Origin of the sequence: Helicobacter saguini (genome assembly GCF_000762875.2) — a bacterium.
In the GTDB taxonomy this organism is placed as follows: domain Bacteria; phylum Campylobacterota; class Campylobacteria; order Campylobacterales; family Helicobacteraceae; genus Helicobacter_A; species Helicobacter_A saguini.
This window is the reverse complement of sequence record NZ_JRMP02000007.1, coordinates 96,896-117,318: the sequence shown is the minus strand read 5'-3', so window position 1 is coordinate 117,318 and position 20,423 is coordinate 96,896. Positions and strand designations below refer to the sequence as shown.

The following is a 20,423-nucleotide window of genomic DNA, read 5'->3' as shown; positions in this document are numbered from 1 at the left end:
TTATGTGTTAATATTACTCTAGCTTTAAATCTAACTTATCCATCATTTCTTTACTCCAGCCTTGTGGTGGATTTGCTTTAGATGGATAGATTCTAGGGTAGAATTCTACGAAAGTCTTGGTATAATATTCTAAAAATGCAAAATAATATTTACCTCTTGGAGATGGTTCATAATGATATTTACCTGTTGGTGAAGGTTCATAAAATGGTTTTATTTTGTTGTTTAATGTGTTATTGAGTATTACAATTCTGCGAAATGCAAGACCATTTTTCTTTTCTATTGGCACAATATATGGAATATAATTTAATGGCTCTATATGAAAAAAGCCATCATTGCAGTATCCCCACGATATTCCAAGACGTCTAGTATCTAAACAACAAAATTTCACCTCATCTATTAACTCTTTACTTTTAAGTATATTATTAATTATGTTATCTGTATAATCATATAATTTAGCATATTTATTTTTACCTGAAAATATAGAATCTCTATCATCAATATGACTGGCAAGATTAAATAATTGATTAGACTTTTCTGCAAATACTCCTTGATAATATACTAAAAGATACTCTTTTAAACTCCATATAAAATATGGATAAAATAATTCATCAAAGAATGGAATTATGCTTCTGTAATGTGGATTTTTATCCATAAACTCTATTACATTCAAATATCCAAATTTAGATAGTAGGCTGTCATACATAAGATAGTTTCTAAAATAAAGCCAATCTACACTATCATAAAAGTCTTTATCTGGTGGTATTATACCTATTGCTTCATAAGGCACACTATAAGTAGGATATGCTACTATACCTCCATTTGTATTTAAAGTGTTTACATAGTTTTGTATAAAAGTTGTATTGAGTGTGTGTAATTCTTTAAAATAGCTAATGATTTGCTCTTTGTTAAGAACAATAGTGCTTAATCCCCTTTTGCATTTGGTTTTAACATTTTGTGGGTAATATTTTCTATATGTTCCATAAAATTCCTCTATTAATTTTGCTCTTTTATATCCCTCATTAATCTCATCTAGCCATAATGGATTTAGTGTATCTACTTCTTTTTCTAAGATGTTATTGTCTATTCTTGTTGGTATATATTCTAGAATCGTTTTTCCTTGTTTATCTTGTATAAACATAATTTTACCTAGGAATATTCCTATTTTACGATTACTTATACGTCTATTTCCATGCGGACACCAATCATCAATGCAATTAATTTTTGTATTAATAGCTAAATAAACTTCTTTATTTTTTCTAGATTCTAATAATTTATTATGTTGTTCGTAATTTGGCACGAGCACTTTCATATCATTCTCCCATTCTATCTAGAAATAATCCTGCTATAACTCTAGCATCTCGCTCACTTGGCTGAATATAATAAAGCGGAGTATTGTCTGTGTCATCAGAATATTTCCTATCAAAGATTATTTTCTCCGTTCTTTTATCAAAACTAGAATATGCTTTATCATAAATTTCAAATATATTATCCTTTTCCTGAAAATAAATAAACATATTAAGATATATAAATTTAATAAGTGTGTTATCTTTTAATTTAGAAAAACTATCTTCCATAATATGATAAATATAAAAATGTCTATATTCATGCACAATAGAATCTAGTATAGAATTAACATCAAACATAATATTAATATATAGTTTATTAACCTTTGTTTTGTTATTAAATCTTTGATATTTTCCAGCTTTTCCTACTGTATTAAAAAATTTAATTTTTGGTCTATGTTCCATATCAATCAAAAGAACTTCGCTAATATCATTAATAAAACTTTCAATAAGAATTTTTTTATCTCTTTCTTTATAGTTTAATGGTTTATTTTTAAATAATTTATTAAAATTATCTTTATAAGTCTCTTGTTTATAATGCAGTTTATCATAAACTTGATAAATCTTATGTATAAATTCATCCCTATCTTTTTTATATTCACTACCATCTGTTACGCTATCAATAAACTTATCGTCACTTAAATCAAATCTATAAAAGATATAACATATTTTAGCTCCCTGTTGATTATATGCTTTAATGTAATTTATGATATATTTTTGGGCTTCTAATATTTTTTCTATTTCAGTATCAAATGATTTATTTTGTATATTAAGTATTTTTTCAATACTTGCTTGCAAAAACTCTAGTGCTTCCTTTACATTGCATATTGTTTCTAGTTTATTCCAAGATTCTATATTTGTAGGTAAAAGTTTATTGTATAAATCTTGTTGTTCTAAGCTTTGTTTTTCTCTTTTAGCTTCTACAACTTCATTATCATGTCCATTTCCTACTTTAAAACTCATATCTATTGATAAAAAGCACATATCTACTTTAGAATCAAATGCATCATACACAATGATTACAGCATAGTATTTTTCAAAAGTGGCTTCATTTATTCTTTTTATAGGTAGTGAAAATTCTATTTTAGTATTGCTATCAGGTTCTATATTTAGTTTTCTTGCATTATATTTACTATTATGTGCACTACCAGATTCTAATAAAGCATCATGTTGTTTTAAGCTTTCAGTATTAAAAGTATCCTTTGTAATTTCTTTTATAAAAATATCTAAATCTTTCTTACTTGATTTTTCTATAATAACCCATCTATAATGCTTAGTTGTATCTTTATGCTCTAACTCTAAATTAATATAAGTACCAGGTGCAAATGGGGCTTTAAAATCACAATGTTTGCAATTATGTATTATACCTTTACTTGCAATAGACATATTTATCCTTATTCATATTCATAAAATTCATCATCACGTTCTTTTTCCAACTCTTCTTTAGTTTTATCACAAGTAGGGCACACCATTATAATACCATGACTGGTGCCTTGAGGTCTAGGTTTAGTCCCATCATAATCGTGACCATGATATACTTTCAGTCTAATGCACTGCGATTTTGGTGTATATTGTTTCAGCATATCTTTTAAAAATATAAACATTTTTTCATCTACTCCTATACTACCTATGGAGCCAAACTCCCCTTTTTTATTAACGCTGTATAGATAAAATTCTTTTTTTATAATATCACCTTTATCGCTTGTTTCAATATTTACTATACTATTTTTACATTCTTTATCTGTGTAGATTTTAGTGTAGTATTTTCCCCAAGTTTTACCTATATTAAATGGATTTTTTTCTTTAGATTTTATATCATTTTTAGATTCTACAATATCAGCTAAGTTTATATAATAATCCCCTCGCGGAATTGCTCCATATTTAGTATGTGTGCTTTTGGTATCATAGTAGAATATTGCTTTTGGCTCTTTTTTACCTAAATATATACCAGATTCTGGTGCATTCATTTTTTTTCTATCTTCTCCTTGTGGTTGCCTGTCTTTTGGTATGCCACTTTTTGCTTCATATGTTTTTATATCGTGAACTTGTTTAAGCTGTTCAGTAAATCTTTGAAATATTCCTTTGTCTATTGTTAAAGTTGTTCTACTAAACACTAAAATGATTTTTGCTTTAAAATATATTTTTGCATATTCATTTTGATAATTATTTGGTGTATATAATTTTTTACTTACATCTTTTAACTTATTATCTTGCAGTGTTGTAGATAGATTAAATTCACTTTCTTCATATAAATCATCATCTACTAATCTAACGCTAAAATAATCAGCCCTCTCACTAGAATCTACTTCAAAAACTACAATACCTCTTGCATCAGTCACTTTATATGGATATACCTTTTTTGTATCCACATTTTTTATTTCCACTTTTCTAAGTGGCAATCTTTCGTCAGTATCATAATCTATTACTTCAAAATATAAATTCACTTTATCTCCTTTTTCTTGATTAGAATCTTTTGCTTTTGCCATTATACTTTTATTTCGTTTTAAGGACTTTGCATATTTATTCGCTTTTAATTCTAATTTCTCACGTGATTTCTCATACTCTCTTTCTAATCTATCTTCTTGCCATTCGCTAAATTTTTCACATCCATTAAATAATACTATTATCAATAAAATACATATTTTAATACTATATTTCATAATGCTATGCCTTTTATATTGACAAATTATTAAATAAAGACGCCTAGATAGATTTTTAATTTGACACTTTGCTATTTACTCAAATATAGAATCTAAAAACCCATTGATAAAGTCGCTTTCATTAAATGGCACTAAATCATCCTCTTTTTCGCCCATTCCTAAGTAAATTATGGGTAGCCGCAGCTCATGGATTATGCTTAAAATCGCGCCGCCCTTTGCCGTGCCATCCATTTTTGTCAAAATAATTCCATCAAGATTCAGGCTTTCATTGAAAATACTAGCCTGCGAAATGGCGTTGCTCCCTTGCGTGCCATCCAGCACCAAAATGCGATGAAAAGGCGCGTTATCTAGGGCTTTGGCACAAGTTTTGGAGATTTTTATTAGCTCATTTTTTAGATTGATTTGATTAGGCAGACGCCCTGCGGTATCAATTATCGCGTAGTCCATTTTGCGTGCACGCGCCGCATTTATCGTATCAAAGGCAAGTGCGCTAGGGTCAGCCGCCATTTTTGTGGTGATAATCTCAACGCCGATTTTTTCACTCCAAAGCTCTAGCTGCTCGACAGCCGCGGCACGAAATGTATCCCCAGCGCCCAAAATGACCTTTTTACCGCCATTTTTAAAGCGTTTGGCAAGTTTGGCAATGCTTGTGGTTTTACCCGCGCCATTCACACCAAAGACAAGATAGACAATCGGGCTGTGCGTAATTTCGCTGAATTTGACCTTATCATAATAGCTCTCTCCGCGAAAGAAACGCTCAAAGGCGACTTTCAGCTCGGCTCGCGTGATATTTTCACCCAAATTATCAAGCATTTTTTCGATAATATCATAGCTAATATCAGATTCTATCAATATTTCTTCTAAGGCATCTTTGCTAATTTTTTGCGTCTTTTTGCCTAGCATTTGGATGATATTTTGCGAAGTTTTTTTGAGGAAATTAAACATTTTGCACCTTAAAACTTAGAATCTTAAAAGGGAAATTGTAGCGATTTTTCTAAAAGATTGTAAAAAGATTCTATAAAGTTGTTTTTAAATATGATTTTAAACGTATGGCTTTAAGTGTTAATCTTAATTTATGCGTGAGCTTCTGCTACTTCACTAGATTCAGTAGTTTTAGAATCTTGCACCTTAGAATCTTTAGAATCACCAGGCACAATGCTAATCCCAACCTCCTCACCATCATACAAAATGCGCCCACAATGCGGACAATGCACGATTTCATCACCACGTTTTATATCAATCACATTTTTGTCGCTAAGCTTGATAAAACAGCCACCACACGCATTTTTGTAAATAGGTATCACGCTAGAATTGCCCGCCCACTTGCGAATTTTCTCATAAAGCCGCAAAAGTGCGCCATCCATTTCAAGCGCCACCTTCTGCCGTTTTGCACTCACCACATCCTGCTCTTTTTTAATGCGATTAATATCGTCACTGCAGGCATCATTTATTTTTTTAATCTCAGCATCCGTCTCTTCTATTTTTTTAGTCAGCTCATCAATCTTGTTTTTTGCTTGCTCGTTTTGCTTTTCTAAGGTGTCAATTTCGTTATTAAAAGCCGTAATACGCTCCTTTAAAATATCCTCCTCCATGCCAAGATTTTTTTGCTCTTTTTCGCTTTTAGAATCCTTAATCTTTTCAGTTATTTTTTCAACATCAGCACTCACAGCAGCCAAATCAGCGTTGCTTTTATTCAGCAAATCCTCATTTTGTCTTATTTTTTCTTCTAAGTCAAGTTTTTCCTTTTCATAGCGCTCTTTTTCATCACTTTTGGCGTAAATGGGCGCTTTTTTCTCCTCAATTAGCGGATTAAATTTCGAAATTTCAAGGTCAAATTGATTAACTTCGATTAACTTTTTAAGGTTGCTATTCATTTTTTTTCTCCTAATTTTAATGTTTCAAGCGTAGCAAAATGGGTTATGTGAATTTGAAATTATAGCTTGAATATTGTATTTTTGCAAAATTTTTGCCATTAATGGCGCGAAAATATGCTCACTTTTGTAATGCGAAATCTCAATAAGGCTGATATTTTGAGAATCTGCAATCATTGCATCGTGATATTTTATGTCGCCTGTAATAAGCAAATCCCCACTTTTTAAACTCGATATGAAACTCGCTCCGGAGCCGCATATAATGTGGATGTTTTTTATTTTTTGAGCTAAATCATTTGTTACATATTTTAAATGTTGCAAATTTAGAATCTTTTTTATATGGGATATGATAGATTCTAAAGTTATAGATTCTGTAACTTTTTTGGTGTTTTTGTTATTAATGGGTGCTAGGTTAGATTCTATATTTTCTAATTTTTTAGAATCTTTATTAGAACCTTGCTCGGCATTAGATTCTATATTTTCTAACTTTTCTAAGGAATAAATTATACTAAAATCTTTATCGTGGGAATATTCAAAGCCTAAAGATTCTAAGTTTAAACTATCGGCAAATGCGCGATTTAAATGGGCTAAATCAAAATTTGTATGCAAAGAAATCACAGAAATATTTTCTTTAATGCAACGTTCTATCAAATTGCATGGATAAATTTGCGTATTAAAATTTTTTATAGGCTTAAAAATCACAGGATGATGGGTAATTAAAAGGGTGGAAAAGTTATGATTTTTGTAACTTTTTAAATTTTCTTTAGAATCTTCTTTTGAGTTCGCAGGGCATTTTTCCTGCTTTATATTTTTTTGTGGGTGGGTAGGGTGGGGCAAGGAATCTAAAGCAGGAAAAATGCCCTGCGAACCTTGCATAATATTAGAATCTTCTAAATTCCCTAACTTTTTATCAAAATTATTATACTCCAAAATAAAATCCAAAACCTTAGAATCTAACTCCAAAGCCACATAGATTCTATCAATATTAGTTTCAAAACTCCCAACATTAAGCCCCGAATTATCCCAGCTAGCCTGCGTTTCAAAGGGGGCAATTTCATTTAAAATATCATAAATTTCTTTAATTTTCATACTAGATTCTATAAATTTTATAAGTCAAAAAATAAAAAACAATGGCGTGCTCGGAGGGACTCAAACCCCCGACCTACAGGACCGCAACCTGTTGCTCTATTCAACTGAGCTACGAACACTTAAAAAAGCTGAAATTCTACCAAAATTTTGCTAAATATTAGCTTAAATCTAACGAAAGCATTGAAAAAATCCAAAAAATATTATATAATCTCAAGTTTATTTCAAATTTTACGCGATTTCAAACGCATTTTAAAAGAAATTTCCCAAAGGAGACAAAATGAAACGCACATACCAACCACACAACACCCCTAGGAAACGCACTCACGGCTTTCGCGCACGAATGAAAACCAAAAATGGCAGACGCGTGATAAACGCCCGCCGCGCCAAAGGCAGAAAACGCCTAAGTGTCGCTTAGATTTTAGGATTCTATAATTTAAGAAAATTCTAAGAAAAATAGAATTTGTATGTAAATTCTAAGCTTGTTTCATAATGTATTTTGGCTTTATGAAGTTATATACTTAATAAAAAATGAATTTATTTATTGATTTTTTTCAAAAATATTTGCAATTTCTAACAATAAATCGATAAAATTATACCTTTTATATGTTTTATAGAATCTAGCAAATGGAATCTAAAACGTTTGGAATCTAAATAAGATTCAGAATCTAAAAAAGATTTAGAATCTAAATAAGATTTAGAATCTAAAAAAACTTAGAATCTAGAATCCTAAAGCATAGAATCTAAAAAACCTTTAGAATCAAAAATAGATTCTAAAAACAATAGCAAATAACAAAGGAGAAACACAAAATGGCAAGGAAAACCCCACTAAATAGAATACGAAATATCGGTATTGCCGCACACATTGACGCGGGGAAAACGACTACTTCTGAGCGGATTTTATTTTACACAGGTGTGAGCCACAAGATAGGCGAGGTGCATGATGGGGCGGCTACGATGGATTGGATGGAGCAAGAAAAGGAGCGTGGTATCACGATTACAAGTGCGGCTACGACTTGCTTTTGGAAAAATTATCAAATAAATTTGATTGATACTCCCGGACACGTCGATTTCACTATTGAGGTGGAGCGCTCAATGCGTGTGTTGGATGGGGCTATTGCTGTGTTTTGCTCGGTTGGCGGTGTGCAGCCACAAAGTGAGACCGTGTGGCGTCAGGCGAATAAGTATGGCGTTCCGCGAATGGTTTTTGTGAATAAAATGGATAGAATCGGTGCGAATTTCTACAATGTAGAAAGCCAGATAAAAGAGCGATTAAAGGCTAATCCTGTGCCGATTTGTCTGCCTATCGGTGCGGAGGATAATTTTAAGGGCGTAATTGATTTAGTGCAGATGAAAGCCATTGTGTGGAATGATGAGTCAATGGGCGCGAAATATGACATTGAGGAGATTCCAAGCGATTTAATGGATAAGGCAAAAGAATATAGAGAAAAGCTTGTCGAAGCCGCTGCCGAGCAAGAGGAAGCCTTGATGGAAAAATACTTAGGTGGCGAGGAATTGACAACTGAAGAGATTAAAAAAGGTATAAAAATCGGTTGTCTAAATATGAGCCTTATTCCTATGCTATGTGGTTCTAGCTTTAAAAATAAGGGCGTGCAAACGCTTTTAGACGCAGTAGTCGATTACTTGCCAAGCCCTACTGAAGTAGCAGAAATTAAAGGCATTGACCCAAAAACCGAGCAGGAAATAAAGGTAGAATCTAGCGATAATGGCGAGTTTGCCGGACTTGCATTTAAGATTATGACTGACCCATTTGTAGGACAATTAACGTTTGTTCGCGCATATCGCGGTATGTTAGAATCTGGTAGCTATGTGTATAACTCTACAAAGGGTAAGAAAGAGCGTGTAGGACGCCTTTTGAAAATGCACTCAAACAAACGTGAGGATATAAAAGAGATTTATGCAGGGGAAATTTGCGCGTTTGTTGGGCTGAAAGAGACATTGACAGGCGATACGCTTTGTGATGAGAAAAATCCTGTGATTTTAGAGCGAATGGAGTTTCCTGAGCCTGTTATCCATATCGCAGTTGAGCCAAAAACAAAGGCAGACCAAGAAAAAATGGCGATTGCGTTAGGTAAATTAGCAGAAGAAGACCCTAGCTTTAGAGTTAGCACGCACGAAGAAACAGGGCAGACACTTATCGGTGGTATGGGCGAGTTGCACCTTGAAATTATCGTGGATAGATTGAAACGTGAATTTAAAGTCGAAGCAGAAGTTGGGCAACCGCAAGTTGCCTTTAGAGAGACTATTCGAAGTAGCGTAACGCAAGAGTGCAAATATGCAAAACAAAGCGGTGGTCGCGGTCAATACGGACACGTGCATATTAAGCTTGAGCCAAAAGATGCTGGTAGTGGCTATGAGTTTGTGAATGAAATCACAGGCGGCGTGATACCAAAAGAGTATATTCCAGCGGTTGATAAGGGCATACAAGAGGCTATGCAAAGCGGCGTGCTGGCTGGCTATCCGGTGGTGGATTTTAAGGTTACGCTTTATGATGGTAGTTTCCACGAAGTAGATTCTAGCGAGATGGCGTTTAAGATTGCTGGTTCTATGGCATTCAAGGATGCGTGTAGGAAGGCAAATGCGGTGTTGCTAGAGCCGATGATGAAGGTGGAAGTGGAAGTGCCAGAGGATTATATGGGCGATGTTATCGGCGATTTAAACCGCAGACGTGGGCAGATAAACTCAATGGATGATAGAATGGGACTAAAGATTGTCAATGCCTTTGTGCCTTTGGCTGAGATGTTTGGCTACTCAACGGATTTGCGTTCGGCTACGCAAGGGCGCGGGACTTATACAATGGAATTTGACCACTACGGCGAAGTGCCAAGCAACATTGCAAAAGAAATTATGGAAAAACGCAAGGGGTAATCCTAGATTCTATGCTTTTTATAAAAACTTAATTGATGGAATCATTATTTTAGAATGCTTGAAAGTTACAATAAATGAAAGATTCTAAAGCAAAAAAAGTTCTAGATTCTATAATAATTAATACTAAAAAGTTATACTACATTGATACACGCCAAAAGAAAAGTGGGTATTTTTTTATCTACATTCCTTTTAAGCATTATTGCGTGATTTTGGGAATCTTAAGCGTGATTTTTCTGGCAAGTCTTTATCATAAATATAGCATTTTTAAGAATCTTCAGCAAGGTTTAAGCTTTGAGGCGATTGTGGTAAATCACTATCCAAAAACGCCCACAAAAAAGGGCAATTTTAGCGAGAATTTTAAGCTACAAGATAGCAGTGGTAATGTGTTTTACGCCACTTACAAGGGCAGGTTTAAAAATATCATCGGCAAAAAAGTGCGCGTGTATGGCAAAATTTATAAATGTAGCTTTTTGCAATTTCTAAAAAGTTGCAGAATTTATAACTCTACAATTTCGCTAGTTAGTGTGAGTGACCCAAAAAAGATTCTAACAAATTTTATAAAAAATCAGCATGAAAGCTCTTTTAGTTCGAATTTATATAACGCCCTTTTTTTCGCAGAAACCTTAGCAAAGCCTGTGCGAGATGCTAGTGTGGCTTTAGGTTTAGCGCATTTAATTGCTATTTCTGGCTTTCATTTATCCGCACTTCTTATTATGTTTTTTGCAATTATTTCGCCTTTTTATTTCATTTTTCATAAGTTTTATTGCTATCGCAACGCGTATTATGACTTAGGATTTTTAGGGCTAATTTTCGCATTTTTTTACCTTTTGCTAATTGATTTTGAGCCAAGTTTCTTACGCGCATTTATAATGTCGTGTGCGTATTTTCTCATTTTACTTAGTGGCTTAAGAATCTTTAGCTTTTTAAACTTATTTTTATGTGTATTTTTGGCGGTAGCTTTTAACCCATCTTTATTATTTCATATCGGCTTTTTATTGTCAGTTAGCGGAGTGTTTTTTATTTTTTTATTCGTGCGACACATTCAGCCACTTTTAAATTCAAAAAATTTAGCGCGAAAAATAATCTATGGAATCTTACTTTTTGACATAATAATTTTTTTACAAATGATGCCTGTAGTGCATTTTTTCTTTCCATATTTTTCGCTCTATCAGCTTGTTTCAATCCCTTTAAGTATCGTATTTTTCGCACTTTTCCCACTTTTAGTTTTCTTGCATTTAATAGGGAAAGGCAACATTTTTGATAGCATTATAGAATCTTGCATTGCTCATAATTTCTTTTTAAGCGAGGTTAGCACTCCCCTTTGGCTTTTGCTAATTTATATCATTTTTTCACTACTTGGGATTCGCTATAAAGTTCTATATTTTATAACTATCATTTTTTCGTTGTTATTTTACATTTATAATTGTTTTGTATTTTTTGATTCTATGAAAAATGCTCAAATATAGAATCTACACCGCCTTTGGCACGACAATGGGCTTATTATTATGCGTGATAATCTCGCACTCCAAGCCATCATAAACTCTCTGCAGTTTTTCCACCGCAATCAAATCGCTAGGCAACCCAAAATCCATCACGCTACCATCTTTCATTAGCACGATTTTATCGCAAAATAGGCTTGCAAGCATCAAATCATGTATCACAATCACGCCGGTTAGCCCCAAGTTTTTTATCAAAAGCTTCACAATCCGCAGGATTTCAACCGCATAATGCAAGTCCATCGCACTTGTAGGCTCATCAAGTAGCAGGATTTTTGGCTCATTAACGAGCGCGCGAGCAAGCAACACACGACCAAACTCACCCCCGCTAAGTGTCGTGGCTATGCGGTTTTTATGCTGCCAGACATTTAGCCGTTCCGCGACTTCTTGCACGATGTCAAAGTCCTCATTTTGATAGCCAAATAAGCTATTTTTAAGCTTCGCATAACGCCCCGCAAGGATAAAATCTAGCACCTTTAAAGGCATCGTCAAAAGGCTTTTTTGTGGGATATAGCTCATTAAATTTGCCAGCTCTTTTGGCGTATATTTGCTAATTTCAGTGTCATTTATTAGAATCTGCCCGCTACTAGGCTTCAAAAATCCCAAAATATTTTTAAGCAAAGTGCTTTTGCCACAGCCATTTGCGCCCAAGATTCCAAGCAACTCGCCACTATTAGCCTGCAAACTCACATCTTTTAAAATATGCCTTGAATTATACGAAAAATTTAGGTTTTTTACTTTTATCATTTTTGTCCTTTTCTTATTTTTATAGAATCTTGCGAATTAGATTCTATAATTTTTAAGAATCTATAGAATCTTGCGACTTAGATTCTATGTTTTTTGGGAATTTTATAGAATCTTTTAGTCAAAATATACGCAAAATCTATAGAATCTAAAAATCATTCTTACTTATACTAGCCTTATTCTCGGCATTTTGCAGCCATATAAACACATCGACTACCGCCTGATACAGCTCTGGCGGCACATTGCTATTTATATCCATTTTGACAAGCGAATCGACTAGCTCGGCATTGCAAAAAAGCGGAATGTTAAACTCATTTGCCTTTTTGATAATCGCCTCCGCAATCATTCCTTGTCCGCTGGCTACGACCTTTGGAGCGTGGTCTTTGTATTCCTCATACGCCAAAGCAGCTGCCTTTTTTCGCATATTTTTCCTTTTTTGAAATCATTTGACGCATTATATCATAAAAATAATTTTTATTTTGCAAATTTATATTAAGATTCTATATTTTATAATTTTTATCTTAAAAAGTTCTAAATTTCCCATATATCTCCTAAGATTCTATCATACTCTTTTGGATTAAAAGTTTCTGTCCCACCGCCGTGAGTAAAGGTTAGCTCCCCTACAAAAATTTTCCCTTTAATATTATACAAATCCACACGAACATAATTGCACGAACTCCCTAAAATACGAGCAATGGCAAACATAGATTCTATATTTTTTGGCTTTTGTGCTAAATATTGCGGATTTTGCGGCAATGGATAGCAAAGGCTAAAGGGCAAAGCCTCAAAATCTTGCGTAAAAAACGCCCTTGTGTGATTGCTAAATCGCTCAAAATCAACCTGCATATACATTTTGTCCTTGAAAGTGTGGATTTTATAATCATCTGGAATCTCGCCATTTTGCCCTAACATTTCCTCAGCAAAAATTCTAGATTCTATAGCTTTGTAATGATACTCGCGGCTAAAATCATAATAATTTGTGTTTAAATGAAGTGTTAGTTTTTCTAGCATTTGCTCTAAAATGAATGGATTTTTTAGCAAAGCCTCTTTGTCCTGCACGATTATTACGCCGCCGCTGTCGTGGTTTGTTTTTAGGACAAAAGAATTTGGCAATTTGTTGAAATCTATCTCTTTAACGCTTTTGTAGATTCCATAAAGTTTTGGCAAGTATGGGCAGGTGTTTGTTTCAAAAAGTTGTGTGGATATAGAATCTATGGGACTTTCTAGGATTTTCATTAGCTCTTTTGGGAGAACATCTATGTTTTTAGAATCTTTTGTAGAATCTTGATTCTTAGATTCTGTGTTTTGAGAATCTTGTTGATTAGATTCAGTGTTTTTAGAATCTTCATTTAATAAAGCCAAAACAGGATTATTTTTAGATTCTATAAAGTATTGATTTATGGAATCTATGCTATTAAATTGTTGTGAATTTTGTAAGTTTTTGGAATCTTTGGAATTAGATTCTATATTTTTGGAATTTGTCACAGAATCTTGGTTTTTAGATTCTATATTTCCTAACTTTTTAGGGATAAAGTTATGATTTACCCCCCCCCCCCCGTATTATTACTAGCTGCAAAATCACGCAATTTGTAAGAAATATAAATCCTAGCCTTTAATTTATCTGCCAAAAATGTATATAGCGGATTTCTATCAAATAAGATTCTGTGGATAATTTTCTCATTAAAAGTGCGTGGATTAGCAAAATCAGGCGTATAGCCAAAGATATTTTTATGCCTTGTGATAAAAAAAGCTAAATCACGTTCAAACGCACCTTTTTCCTTTCGCTTTAAGCGATAATTCTTATAAATATTAGAATTTTTAATGCGTTTAGTTACAGATTTTATAAGTCCCATATTTTTCCTTTAATGCAAAATAAAGCTAGAATTATAACATAGAATCTAAAAATCTAATGCGCTAAAAATCTAGCTAAAATCACGGCTATTAGGCAAATTAAAAGGGCTAAATGATGATAGAATCTTCGCATTGGGTCTGGTTTTTTTAGCACTAAAATATAAAAAAATGAAATTGGCGTGAAAATAAATAATAAGGAAATAGTTAGTAATTTTAGAACTAATATAGATTCAAAACTCAAACTTTTAGAATTTCGCACTGAATCTAAAATGCCATAAAATCCGCTCTTAAAAAACTCCAAAAATCCATCCTCAACATAAAAAGAAAAAAGCCCAAAACCACTAAGCAAAAGCCCTAAAAATGCCACGCCCAAAATGACTACGCTAGGCTTTAGCACCTCGCGTTTTAATGCCTTAAATTCGCTTTCACTTCGCTTTAATTTAAAATAGCGAAAAATCAGCACATCATACACCAAATACCCGACCACCACGCACGCACAAAGCAAGTGAATTAAGCCTAAAATAAACATTTTTATCCTTGAAAATCAATTTAGATTCTATATTTTTATTTAGCCATAGAATCTAGATTCTATTTTATCCTATCGCCCACCCACCAGCCTATTGCCATCAAGTCGCACAACTAACATTCACGCCCTTTAAAGTTAAAATTTTGTAGAATCTTAACATAAATGTGTGAAGTTTGGGGTTTGGATTATGATATTTACTTTTTGTTATCTTTTCTATTTTAGTATTCGATTTTATTTTTAAGATTTTTTTGTAAAAGGATTTTTTATGAGTAAATTTGTAAGATATATATATATATATATATATATGCGTAGTAGGGAGTTTTTATTTTTTTAATGTGATAAATGCTAAGGATTTAGATTCTAAGAATTTGTTAGATTCTAAGCAAAATATGGAATCTAAACTTGATTCTAAAAGTTTGTTAGATTCTAAAGATTCTAAGGTGAATATAGAATCTAATTTGAACCAAACGCTCACCCACCGACCTTTTGAGAAAAAAGATTCTATAAAGTTATCTAAAAATATGGAATCTAGTCGCAAAGATTTTATAAAGATAGCGGATTCTAATGAAAATATAGAATCTATCCTATCGCCCGCCCACCACCCTATAAGTGTCGCAGATTCTAATAATATAGAATCTAAAGAAGCCCAAATGCTAAATAACCGCCATTTTGAGAAAAAAGATTCTATAAAATTAGCGGATTCTAGCCAAATGCTAACCTACCACACTATCGAGAAAAAAGATTCTAAAGAAAATCGCCCTATTTATTTGGCGGATAACGAAACTACAGAATCTAGCCAAATGCCCGCCCACCGCCCCTTTGAGAAAATGGATTCTAAAGAAAGCCTTATTTATTTAGCAGATTCTAATAACGATACAGAATCTAATCCTAGTAACCTATCGCCCGCCCGCCGCCCTATTAATAATACAGAATCTGCCCAAAGTCGCTCTGCTAATGAAGCAGATTCTAACGAATCGCCTACAAGTGATATAGAATCTAGCAACAATAATCTAACCCAAGCAAAAGAATACAAACTAGATTCTATAAAAGTAGTTGCAGGGAAAACGCAGCGTGAAATTTTCTATGAAAATGATAATATCGCTTCAGTTAGTGGTGAAAATCTACAAAAATTAAATATCCAAAATGGTAAAGAATTAGACAAAGTTTTCTCTGGTGTGTTTATCACAAATGAAGGCGGTAGTGCCTATCCTACGATTACTATAAGGGGTATGCGTAATGGCTATTATTACAATCCAAATGTGCGTGTGTATATCGATGATGTCCCGCAAGATGTATTTTTCCTAAATCAAGAGCTACTAGATGTTGAAAATGTTGAGCTGCTAAAAGGCTGGGGAGGTAGCGTATATGGTGCTAATGCCGCCGCTGGTATCTTAGATATTCACTCAAATATGGCGACAAATAAGACAAAGGTTTTTGCCACATTAAATCTAGGCACAAAAGATAGGGGCGCGTCTGGCTCAGCAAGTGGTGCGTTGATACAAGATAGATTATATGCAAAGGCTAGTTTTAAATATTCTCAATTTTTAGGGCAGGTAAAAGATTCTACCACAGGGAAATTTGCGGATACTTCTAGTGCGGCTTTGGGTCGAGTATCACTTCTTTATGATGATTCTAAGCTTAATGTAGGATTTGATTACTATATTGATAATGGTGCATTTCATGATTTATTTTATCTAAGTAATGCTGAAATAAGCAATAGAAATAATATAACGCATGATTTTGGCACAAATGGAGTCCCTATTTTAAATCGTTTAGTGCAAACTTATGCTTTAAAAGCTGGATATAATTTTGAATCTTTTAGTATTAAAAATGTGCTAAGTTACCAAGATAAAAATAGCGATATATATAACTTTGGTGGATGGTATGAAGAAGCTAATGGAAGCCTAAGCGATGAGCTAAAAGTAAAGCAAGAGTGGGATAATGATTCTACAAGCCTTTATGGAATCTTTTTTAGCTATGATGCCTTTCAGCATAAATTTACAAAAGATGCTTTTAGACAAGATGATACAAATAGGCTAAAAAATATAGACTTTGGAATCTTTACTGACCACGCTATAAACTTGCCTATGAATCTAACGCTAAATGTGGGCTTACGATATAACTATAATTATGCAAATATCAATTATACAAGTCCAAATGCGATAAGTAGTAATAATCCCGGTAACTTTAGTGATAGCAAAGGCTGGCATAACTTTGGAGCGCGTTTAGGATTATCCTACACATTTTTAAGTAATCATAAAATATACACAATGCTATCTCGTAGCTTTAAAAAAGGTGGCTTTGCGAATGCGATATATGGAGACTATTATAAAGAAGCGTATAAACCTGAAATTAATTATAGTGCGGAACTTGGATATAAAGGCTTTTTTTGGGGAGACAAAATCTATATAAACGCAGCCTACTTTTTTAGCTATCAGCAAGATAGACAAGAAAATCTATGGCTAGGCATTGTGAATAATCAAACTATTGCAATGTTTGGGAATCTAGGTAATGTTTTAAGTCATGGCTTTGAGTTTGAAGGTAAGTTTAACTTTATGCAAGATAGCTTTGTAATGTTAAACTTTGCATATATCAACGCTAGTTTTATTGATACGCCACTGCCACCGACAAATCACGTGCTATATTTGCCAAACTTTAATCTAAATTTATCTGCTGATGTAAATGTGTTTAAAAACAGCTTTTTGGGTGTGTATGTTAATACTTCGCTAGAGTTTAAATCGCTTGTGTATTACACCGACCAAAATCCATTGTATTATGCAAATAACCCTTTATTGCCAAACCAAACAGCAGCACCAGCATATTCACAAAAACCTTACGCATTGTGGAATCTAGGTTGTCGTGTAACATTTAAGGATAACTTAAGCCTTGCGTTTAACTTTGAAAATGTGCTAAATACGCTATATTCAACCTATGGCTATTATTCAGGCACAACACCATATCATCAAATAGGTAGATTGTTTAATTTTAACTCAACTCTTAGTTATAGATTCTAAGAATTACATTTTTATTACAAACTATTTACTAATCATTATTAGTTTTGTAGTAGCATTCGACCTTTGAAAATTTTAGATTTTTTGAAAGGATAAGTTATGAGTAACATTGCTAAGTTTGCTATATATATATCATTTAGTTTAGGGAGTTTTAGTGTGGTAAGTGCAAGGGGTTTAGATTCTAAAAGTTTGTTAGATTCTAATGTGACTATGGAATCTAAAAGGGTAGATTCTAAAAAGTTAGATTCTATAATGTTGGCTCAAAACATAGAATCTAGTAAGCAAGATTCTATAAAATTAGCGGTTTCTAATAATAATATAGAATCTAATTTAAACCTATCGCCCACCCACCGCCCTTTTGAAAAGAAAGATTCTATAAAATTAGCGGCTAATGAAATTATAGAATCTAACCAAAGTCGCCCTATCAAAATAGATTCTACCCAAACGCCCGCCAACCGCCCTATAATTATCGCAGATTCTAACGAATCGCCCACAACCAACGAAATAGATTCTAACGAAACGTCAAGCAATAATACAGAATCTAACGCAAACATAAAACAATACGACTTAGAAAAAGTAACCACAACAATGTCAAATGCTAGAACGCAACGTGAAATATTTGATTTAAATGACAATATCGCTTCAGTCAGTGGTGAAAGCCTAGAAAAGCTAAATATCCAAAATAGCAAAGATTTACAAAATGTATTATCTGGACTTTATATCGGTGATAGCGGTGGTAGTGCCTATCCGCAAGTATCACTTCGTGGTATAAACTCAGCTGATAATTATAAACCTAGCTTTCGGCTATATATCGATGATGTGCCACAAGATGTGTTTTTTATGAATCAAGAGCTGCTTGATGTGTATAGCGTAGAGCTTTTTAAAGGAATGAGCGGCACAATGTATGGTGAAAACGCACAAGCTGGAATCTTGTCTATTAACTCAAATATGGCTACAAACACGACAAGACTAAGGGCAAATGTAGGATTTTCTAATCTTAATAGAATCTTTACAGGTTCTGCAAGTGGTGCGATTATAAAAGATAAATTATACGCAAAGCTTAGCTTTAAACATAGCGACTTTTTAGGGCAGATAAAAGATTCTAGCACAAATCGCTTAGCTGATACGACTAATATTAATTTAGGGCGATTTTCACTGCTTTATGACGTGGAGAGATTCTATGTAGGGCTTGATTACTACTTTGATAAAAGCGTGTATTATGATAATTTCTATCTTACGCCTGATGAGATAAAAAGCCTAACTCATAGCTTTCAAGTCCCTGTCACAGATTCACAAGGAAATAACACAGGTGTAACCACAAGGCTAATATCTAAAAATGATAGGACAATGCAGACTTACGCTTTGAAAGGCGGCTACTACATAACAGATAATATACTGCTAAAAAATACTTTTAGTATCCAAAATCGTTTAATGCCTGTATTGACTGATTATAGCGGACTAAAAGAAGAAAATAATACCGCATATATTAATGAAACGCGTTTAATGCAAACGTATGATAACGACTCAGTGAGCATTTATGGAATCTATTTTAGTTATGGTGATTTTAAACTTAGCTTTTTAGAAAATCCTATAAATAATTCAAACTATTGTCAAGCAGGACAGACTTGCTCTAATTTACCCTATACAAGACGTGTAGGCGATATTAATAAAATAGGCACTTTTAACTTTGCGTTATTTACCGACCATAAGATTAAGCTGCCTTTGGGCTTTGATGTTACATTAGGGCTTCGCTATACATATTATAGAGACGCTATTAATTTTAGTAAGGGTGGTGCGACTAATTCATCTATTGCTAGTTTTGCTAATAGCATAGATTCTAATCAGTTCTCACCACGCATTGCTTTAAGCTATACATTGCTAGATTCTCATAAGTTTTATACTTCATTTGCTCGTGGCTTTAAGGCTGGTGGCTTTAAAAATGAAGTAGGCGATGCGGAATACACAAAGACGCCATATAAGCCTGAAACTAACTATACAGCAGAAGTGGGATATAAAGGCTTTTTTTGGGATGATAGAATCTATATTAATTTAGATTATTTTTACACATTTACGCAGAATAGACAGGAATTTTTGTATCTTGGGAGTGGTAATACAGGCTCTTGGAATATTTTGAATGTGGGGAATTTGATAAGTCAAGGCGTAGAGTTTGAAGGGAAAGTGCAGTTTTTAAAAGATAGCTTTTTTATGCTAAATTTCGCTTATACAAATGCGAAATATAAAAATGCAAGAGACCCTTTTACAGGCGAGAGCTTAGATAATCGTAATGCGTTATATATGCCAGAGTTTAACGTGAATGCTAGCCTAGATTCTATTATATGGGGAAATTCTTTAGTTAGATTCTATGGAAATTTAAGCCTAGCCTATAAGTCTAGAATCTATTTGCGGCAAGATTTTTATCAAGAGCCTTACACACTTTTTAACTTTGGTTTAAGAGCTGAGATGAAAAATATTTCACTTGCTTTTTATATGAATAACGCACTAAATTTAGTATATAGCACTTATGGCTACACTACTACTGCAGGTGTGCAAATGCGTCAAATCGGGAGATTGCAAGAATATGGAATGAATGTTAGTTTAAGATTCTAGATTCTATCCACGTCTTTAAAAAGGGTGGTTGGGCGTTTGTCCTTATAATAGGGTGGTGGGTGGGCGATAGGAATTTACGAAAGCAAAATATAGAATCTAGATTCTAAAAACTTATAAATTTTATAACTTTATAAAGGATTTAATATGTAATTTAGAAATTTTGAAAAGTTTAGGTATAATTTTACTTGTGAGGCATCGTAACCCTTTTGTGGAGTTACCGCTTCACAAAAGGGAATCGTCTCGCCGAAAGGAGAAACGATAATGAAATACCTTGTAATTATAGCATTGATTTCATTAATCTTTGCAATAAGAATGTATTAATTCTTAAATTTCTACATT

Annotated in this window: 16 protein-coding genes and 1 tRNA gene; 5 read left to right on the top strand and 12 right to left on the bottom strand. The window is 33.3% G+C overall.

Annotated elements, in window-relative coordinates; genetic code table 11:
• Nucleotides 1-13: 13 nt before the first annotated feature.
• The 7 genes from LS64_RS06025 to LS64_RS05995 all read right to left on the bottom strand — a co-directional run bounded on the left by LS64_RS06025 (nucleotide 14) and on the right by LS64_RS05995 (nucleotide 7,082).
• A complete protein-coding gene (locus tag LS64_RS06025) occupies nucleotides 14-1,309 on the bottom strand; it encodes a hypothetical protein (RefSeq protein WP_034571626.1) in 1,296 nt (431 codons plus the stop codon).
• A 1-nt stretch (nucleotide 1,310) separates the two neighbouring features.
• On the bottom strand, nucleotides 1,311-2,729 hold the full coding sequence (locus LS64_RS06020; RefSeq protein WP_034570101.1) for a hypothetical protein: 1,419 nt from the start codon (nucleotides 2,727-2,729) through the stop codon (nucleotides 1,311-1,313).
• An 8-nt stretch (nucleotides 2,730-2,737) separates the two neighbouring features.
• Entirely contained in the window at nucleotides 2,738-4,003 is a 1,266-nt protein-coding gene (locus LS64_RS06015; protein ID WP_034570104.1) for a hypothetical protein, read from the bottom strand.
• 75 nt (nucleotides 4,004-4,078) lie between these two features.
• Nucleotides 4,079-4,948 carry a signal recognition particle-docking protein FtsY gene (ftsY, locus tag LS64_RS06010; RefSeq protein WP_034570107.1) on the bottom strand — a complete coding sequence of 290 codons (870 nt, stop codon included), beginning with the start codon at nucleotides 4,946-4,948 and terminating at the stop codon, nucleotides 4,079-4,081.
• A 128-nt stretch (nucleotides 4,949-5,076) separates the two neighbouring features.
• Nucleotides 5,077-5,877: a zinc ribbon domain-containing protein gene (locus LS64_RS06005; protein ID WP_052062333.1), complete on the bottom strand. Its 801-nt coding sequence runs from the start codon at nucleotides 5,875-5,877 to the stop codon at nucleotides 5,077-5,079.
• Between the two features lie 24 nt (nucleotides 5,878-5,901).
• Nucleotides 5,902-6,963: a Nif3-like dinuclear metal center hexameric protein gene (locus LS64_RS06000; protein WP_052062334.1), complete on the bottom strand. Its 1,062-nt coding sequence runs from the start codon at nucleotides 6,961-6,963 to the stop codon at nucleotides 5,902-5,904.
• Nucleotides 6,964-7,005: 42 nt separating this feature from the next.
• Nucleotides 7,006-7,082: transfer RNA gene (locus tag LS64_RS05995), tRNA-Arg, on the bottom strand.
• 158 nt (nucleotides 7,083-7,240) lie between these two features.
• On the opposite strand from LS64_RS05995, the gene rpmH reads away from it, so the two are divergent.
• The 3 genes from rpmH (at nucleotide 7,241) to LS64_RS05980 (ending at nucleotide 11,315) form a co-directional block, all read left to right on the top strand.
• Entirely contained in the window at nucleotides 7,241-7,378 is a 138-nt protein-coding gene (rpmH, locus tag LS64_RS05990) for a 50S ribosomal protein L34 (RefSeq protein WP_034570110.1), read from the top strand.
• Between the two features lie 392 nt (nucleotides 7,379-7,770).
• Nucleotides 7,771-9,849: an elongation factor G gene (fusA, locus tag LS64_RS05985; protein WP_034570112.1), complete on the top strand. Its 2,079-nt coding sequence runs from the start codon at nucleotides 7,771-7,773 to the stop codon at nucleotides 9,847-9,849.
• Between the two features lie 74 nt (nucleotides 9,850-9,923).
• Entirely contained in the window at nucleotides 9,924-11,315 is a 1,392-nt protein-coding gene (locus tag LS64_RS05980; RefSeq protein ID WP_034570115.1) for a ComEC/Rec2 family competence protein, read from the top strand.
• Between the two features lie 3 nt (nucleotides 11,316-11,318).
• Here the strand turns inward: LS64_RS05980 and LS64_RS05975 are convergent, their stop codons facing one another.
• From LS64_RS05975 to LS64_RS05955, 5 genes are all read right to left on the bottom strand, one after another.
• Entirely contained in the window at nucleotides 11,319-12,092 is a 774-nt protein-coding gene (locus LS64_RS05975) for an ABC transporter ATP-binding protein (RefSeq protein WP_034570117.1), read from the bottom strand.
• A gap of 145 nt (nucleotides 12,093-12,237) precedes the next feature.
• On the bottom strand, nucleotides 12,238-12,513 hold the full coding sequence (locus tag LS64_RS05970) for an EscU/YscU/HrcU family type III secretion system export apparatus switch protein (RefSeq protein WP_034570119.1): 276 nt from the start codon (nucleotides 12,511-12,513) through the stop codon (nucleotides 12,238-12,240).
• Nucleotides 12,514-12,620: 107 nt separating this feature from the next.
• Nucleotides 12,621-13,574: an ATP-grasp fold amidoligase family protein gene (locus LS64_RS05965; RefSeq protein ID WP_238699469.1), complete on the bottom strand. Its 954-nt coding sequence runs from the start codon at nucleotides 13,572-13,574 to the stop codon at nucleotides 12,621-12,623.
• Between the two features lie 56 nt (nucleotides 13,575-13,630).
• Nucleotides 13,631-13,942: a hypothetical protein gene (locus tag LS64_RS05960; RefSeq protein WP_118962124.1), complete on the bottom strand. Its 312-nt coding sequence runs from the start codon at nucleotides 13,940-13,942 to the stop codon at nucleotides 13,631-13,633.
• Between the two features lie 53 nt (nucleotides 13,943-13,995).
• Nucleotides 13,996-14,469, bottom strand: a complete 474-nt coding sequence (locus LS64_RS05955) for a hypothetical protein (protein ID WP_034570377.1) — start codon at nucleotides 14,467-14,469, stop codon at nucleotides 13,996-13,998.
• 332 nt (nucleotides 14,470-14,801) lie between these two features.
• Here LS64_RS05955 and LS64_RS05950 point away from each other — a divergent pair, with 332 nt between their 5' ends.
• Complete coding sequence (locus tag LS64_RS05950; protein ID WP_034570379.1) at nucleotides 14,802-17,480, top strand: TonB-dependent receptor; 2,679 nt, start codon at nucleotides 14,802-14,804, stop codon at nucleotides 17,478-17,480.
• Between the two features lie 96 nt (nucleotides 17,481-17,576).
• A complete protein-coding gene (locus LS64_RS05945; RefSeq protein WP_034570381.1) occupies nucleotides 17,577-20,084 on the top strand; it encodes a TonB-dependent receptor in 2,508 nt (835 codons plus the stop codon).
• The last annotated feature ends 339 nt before the right edge of the window (nucleotides 20,085-20,423 follow it).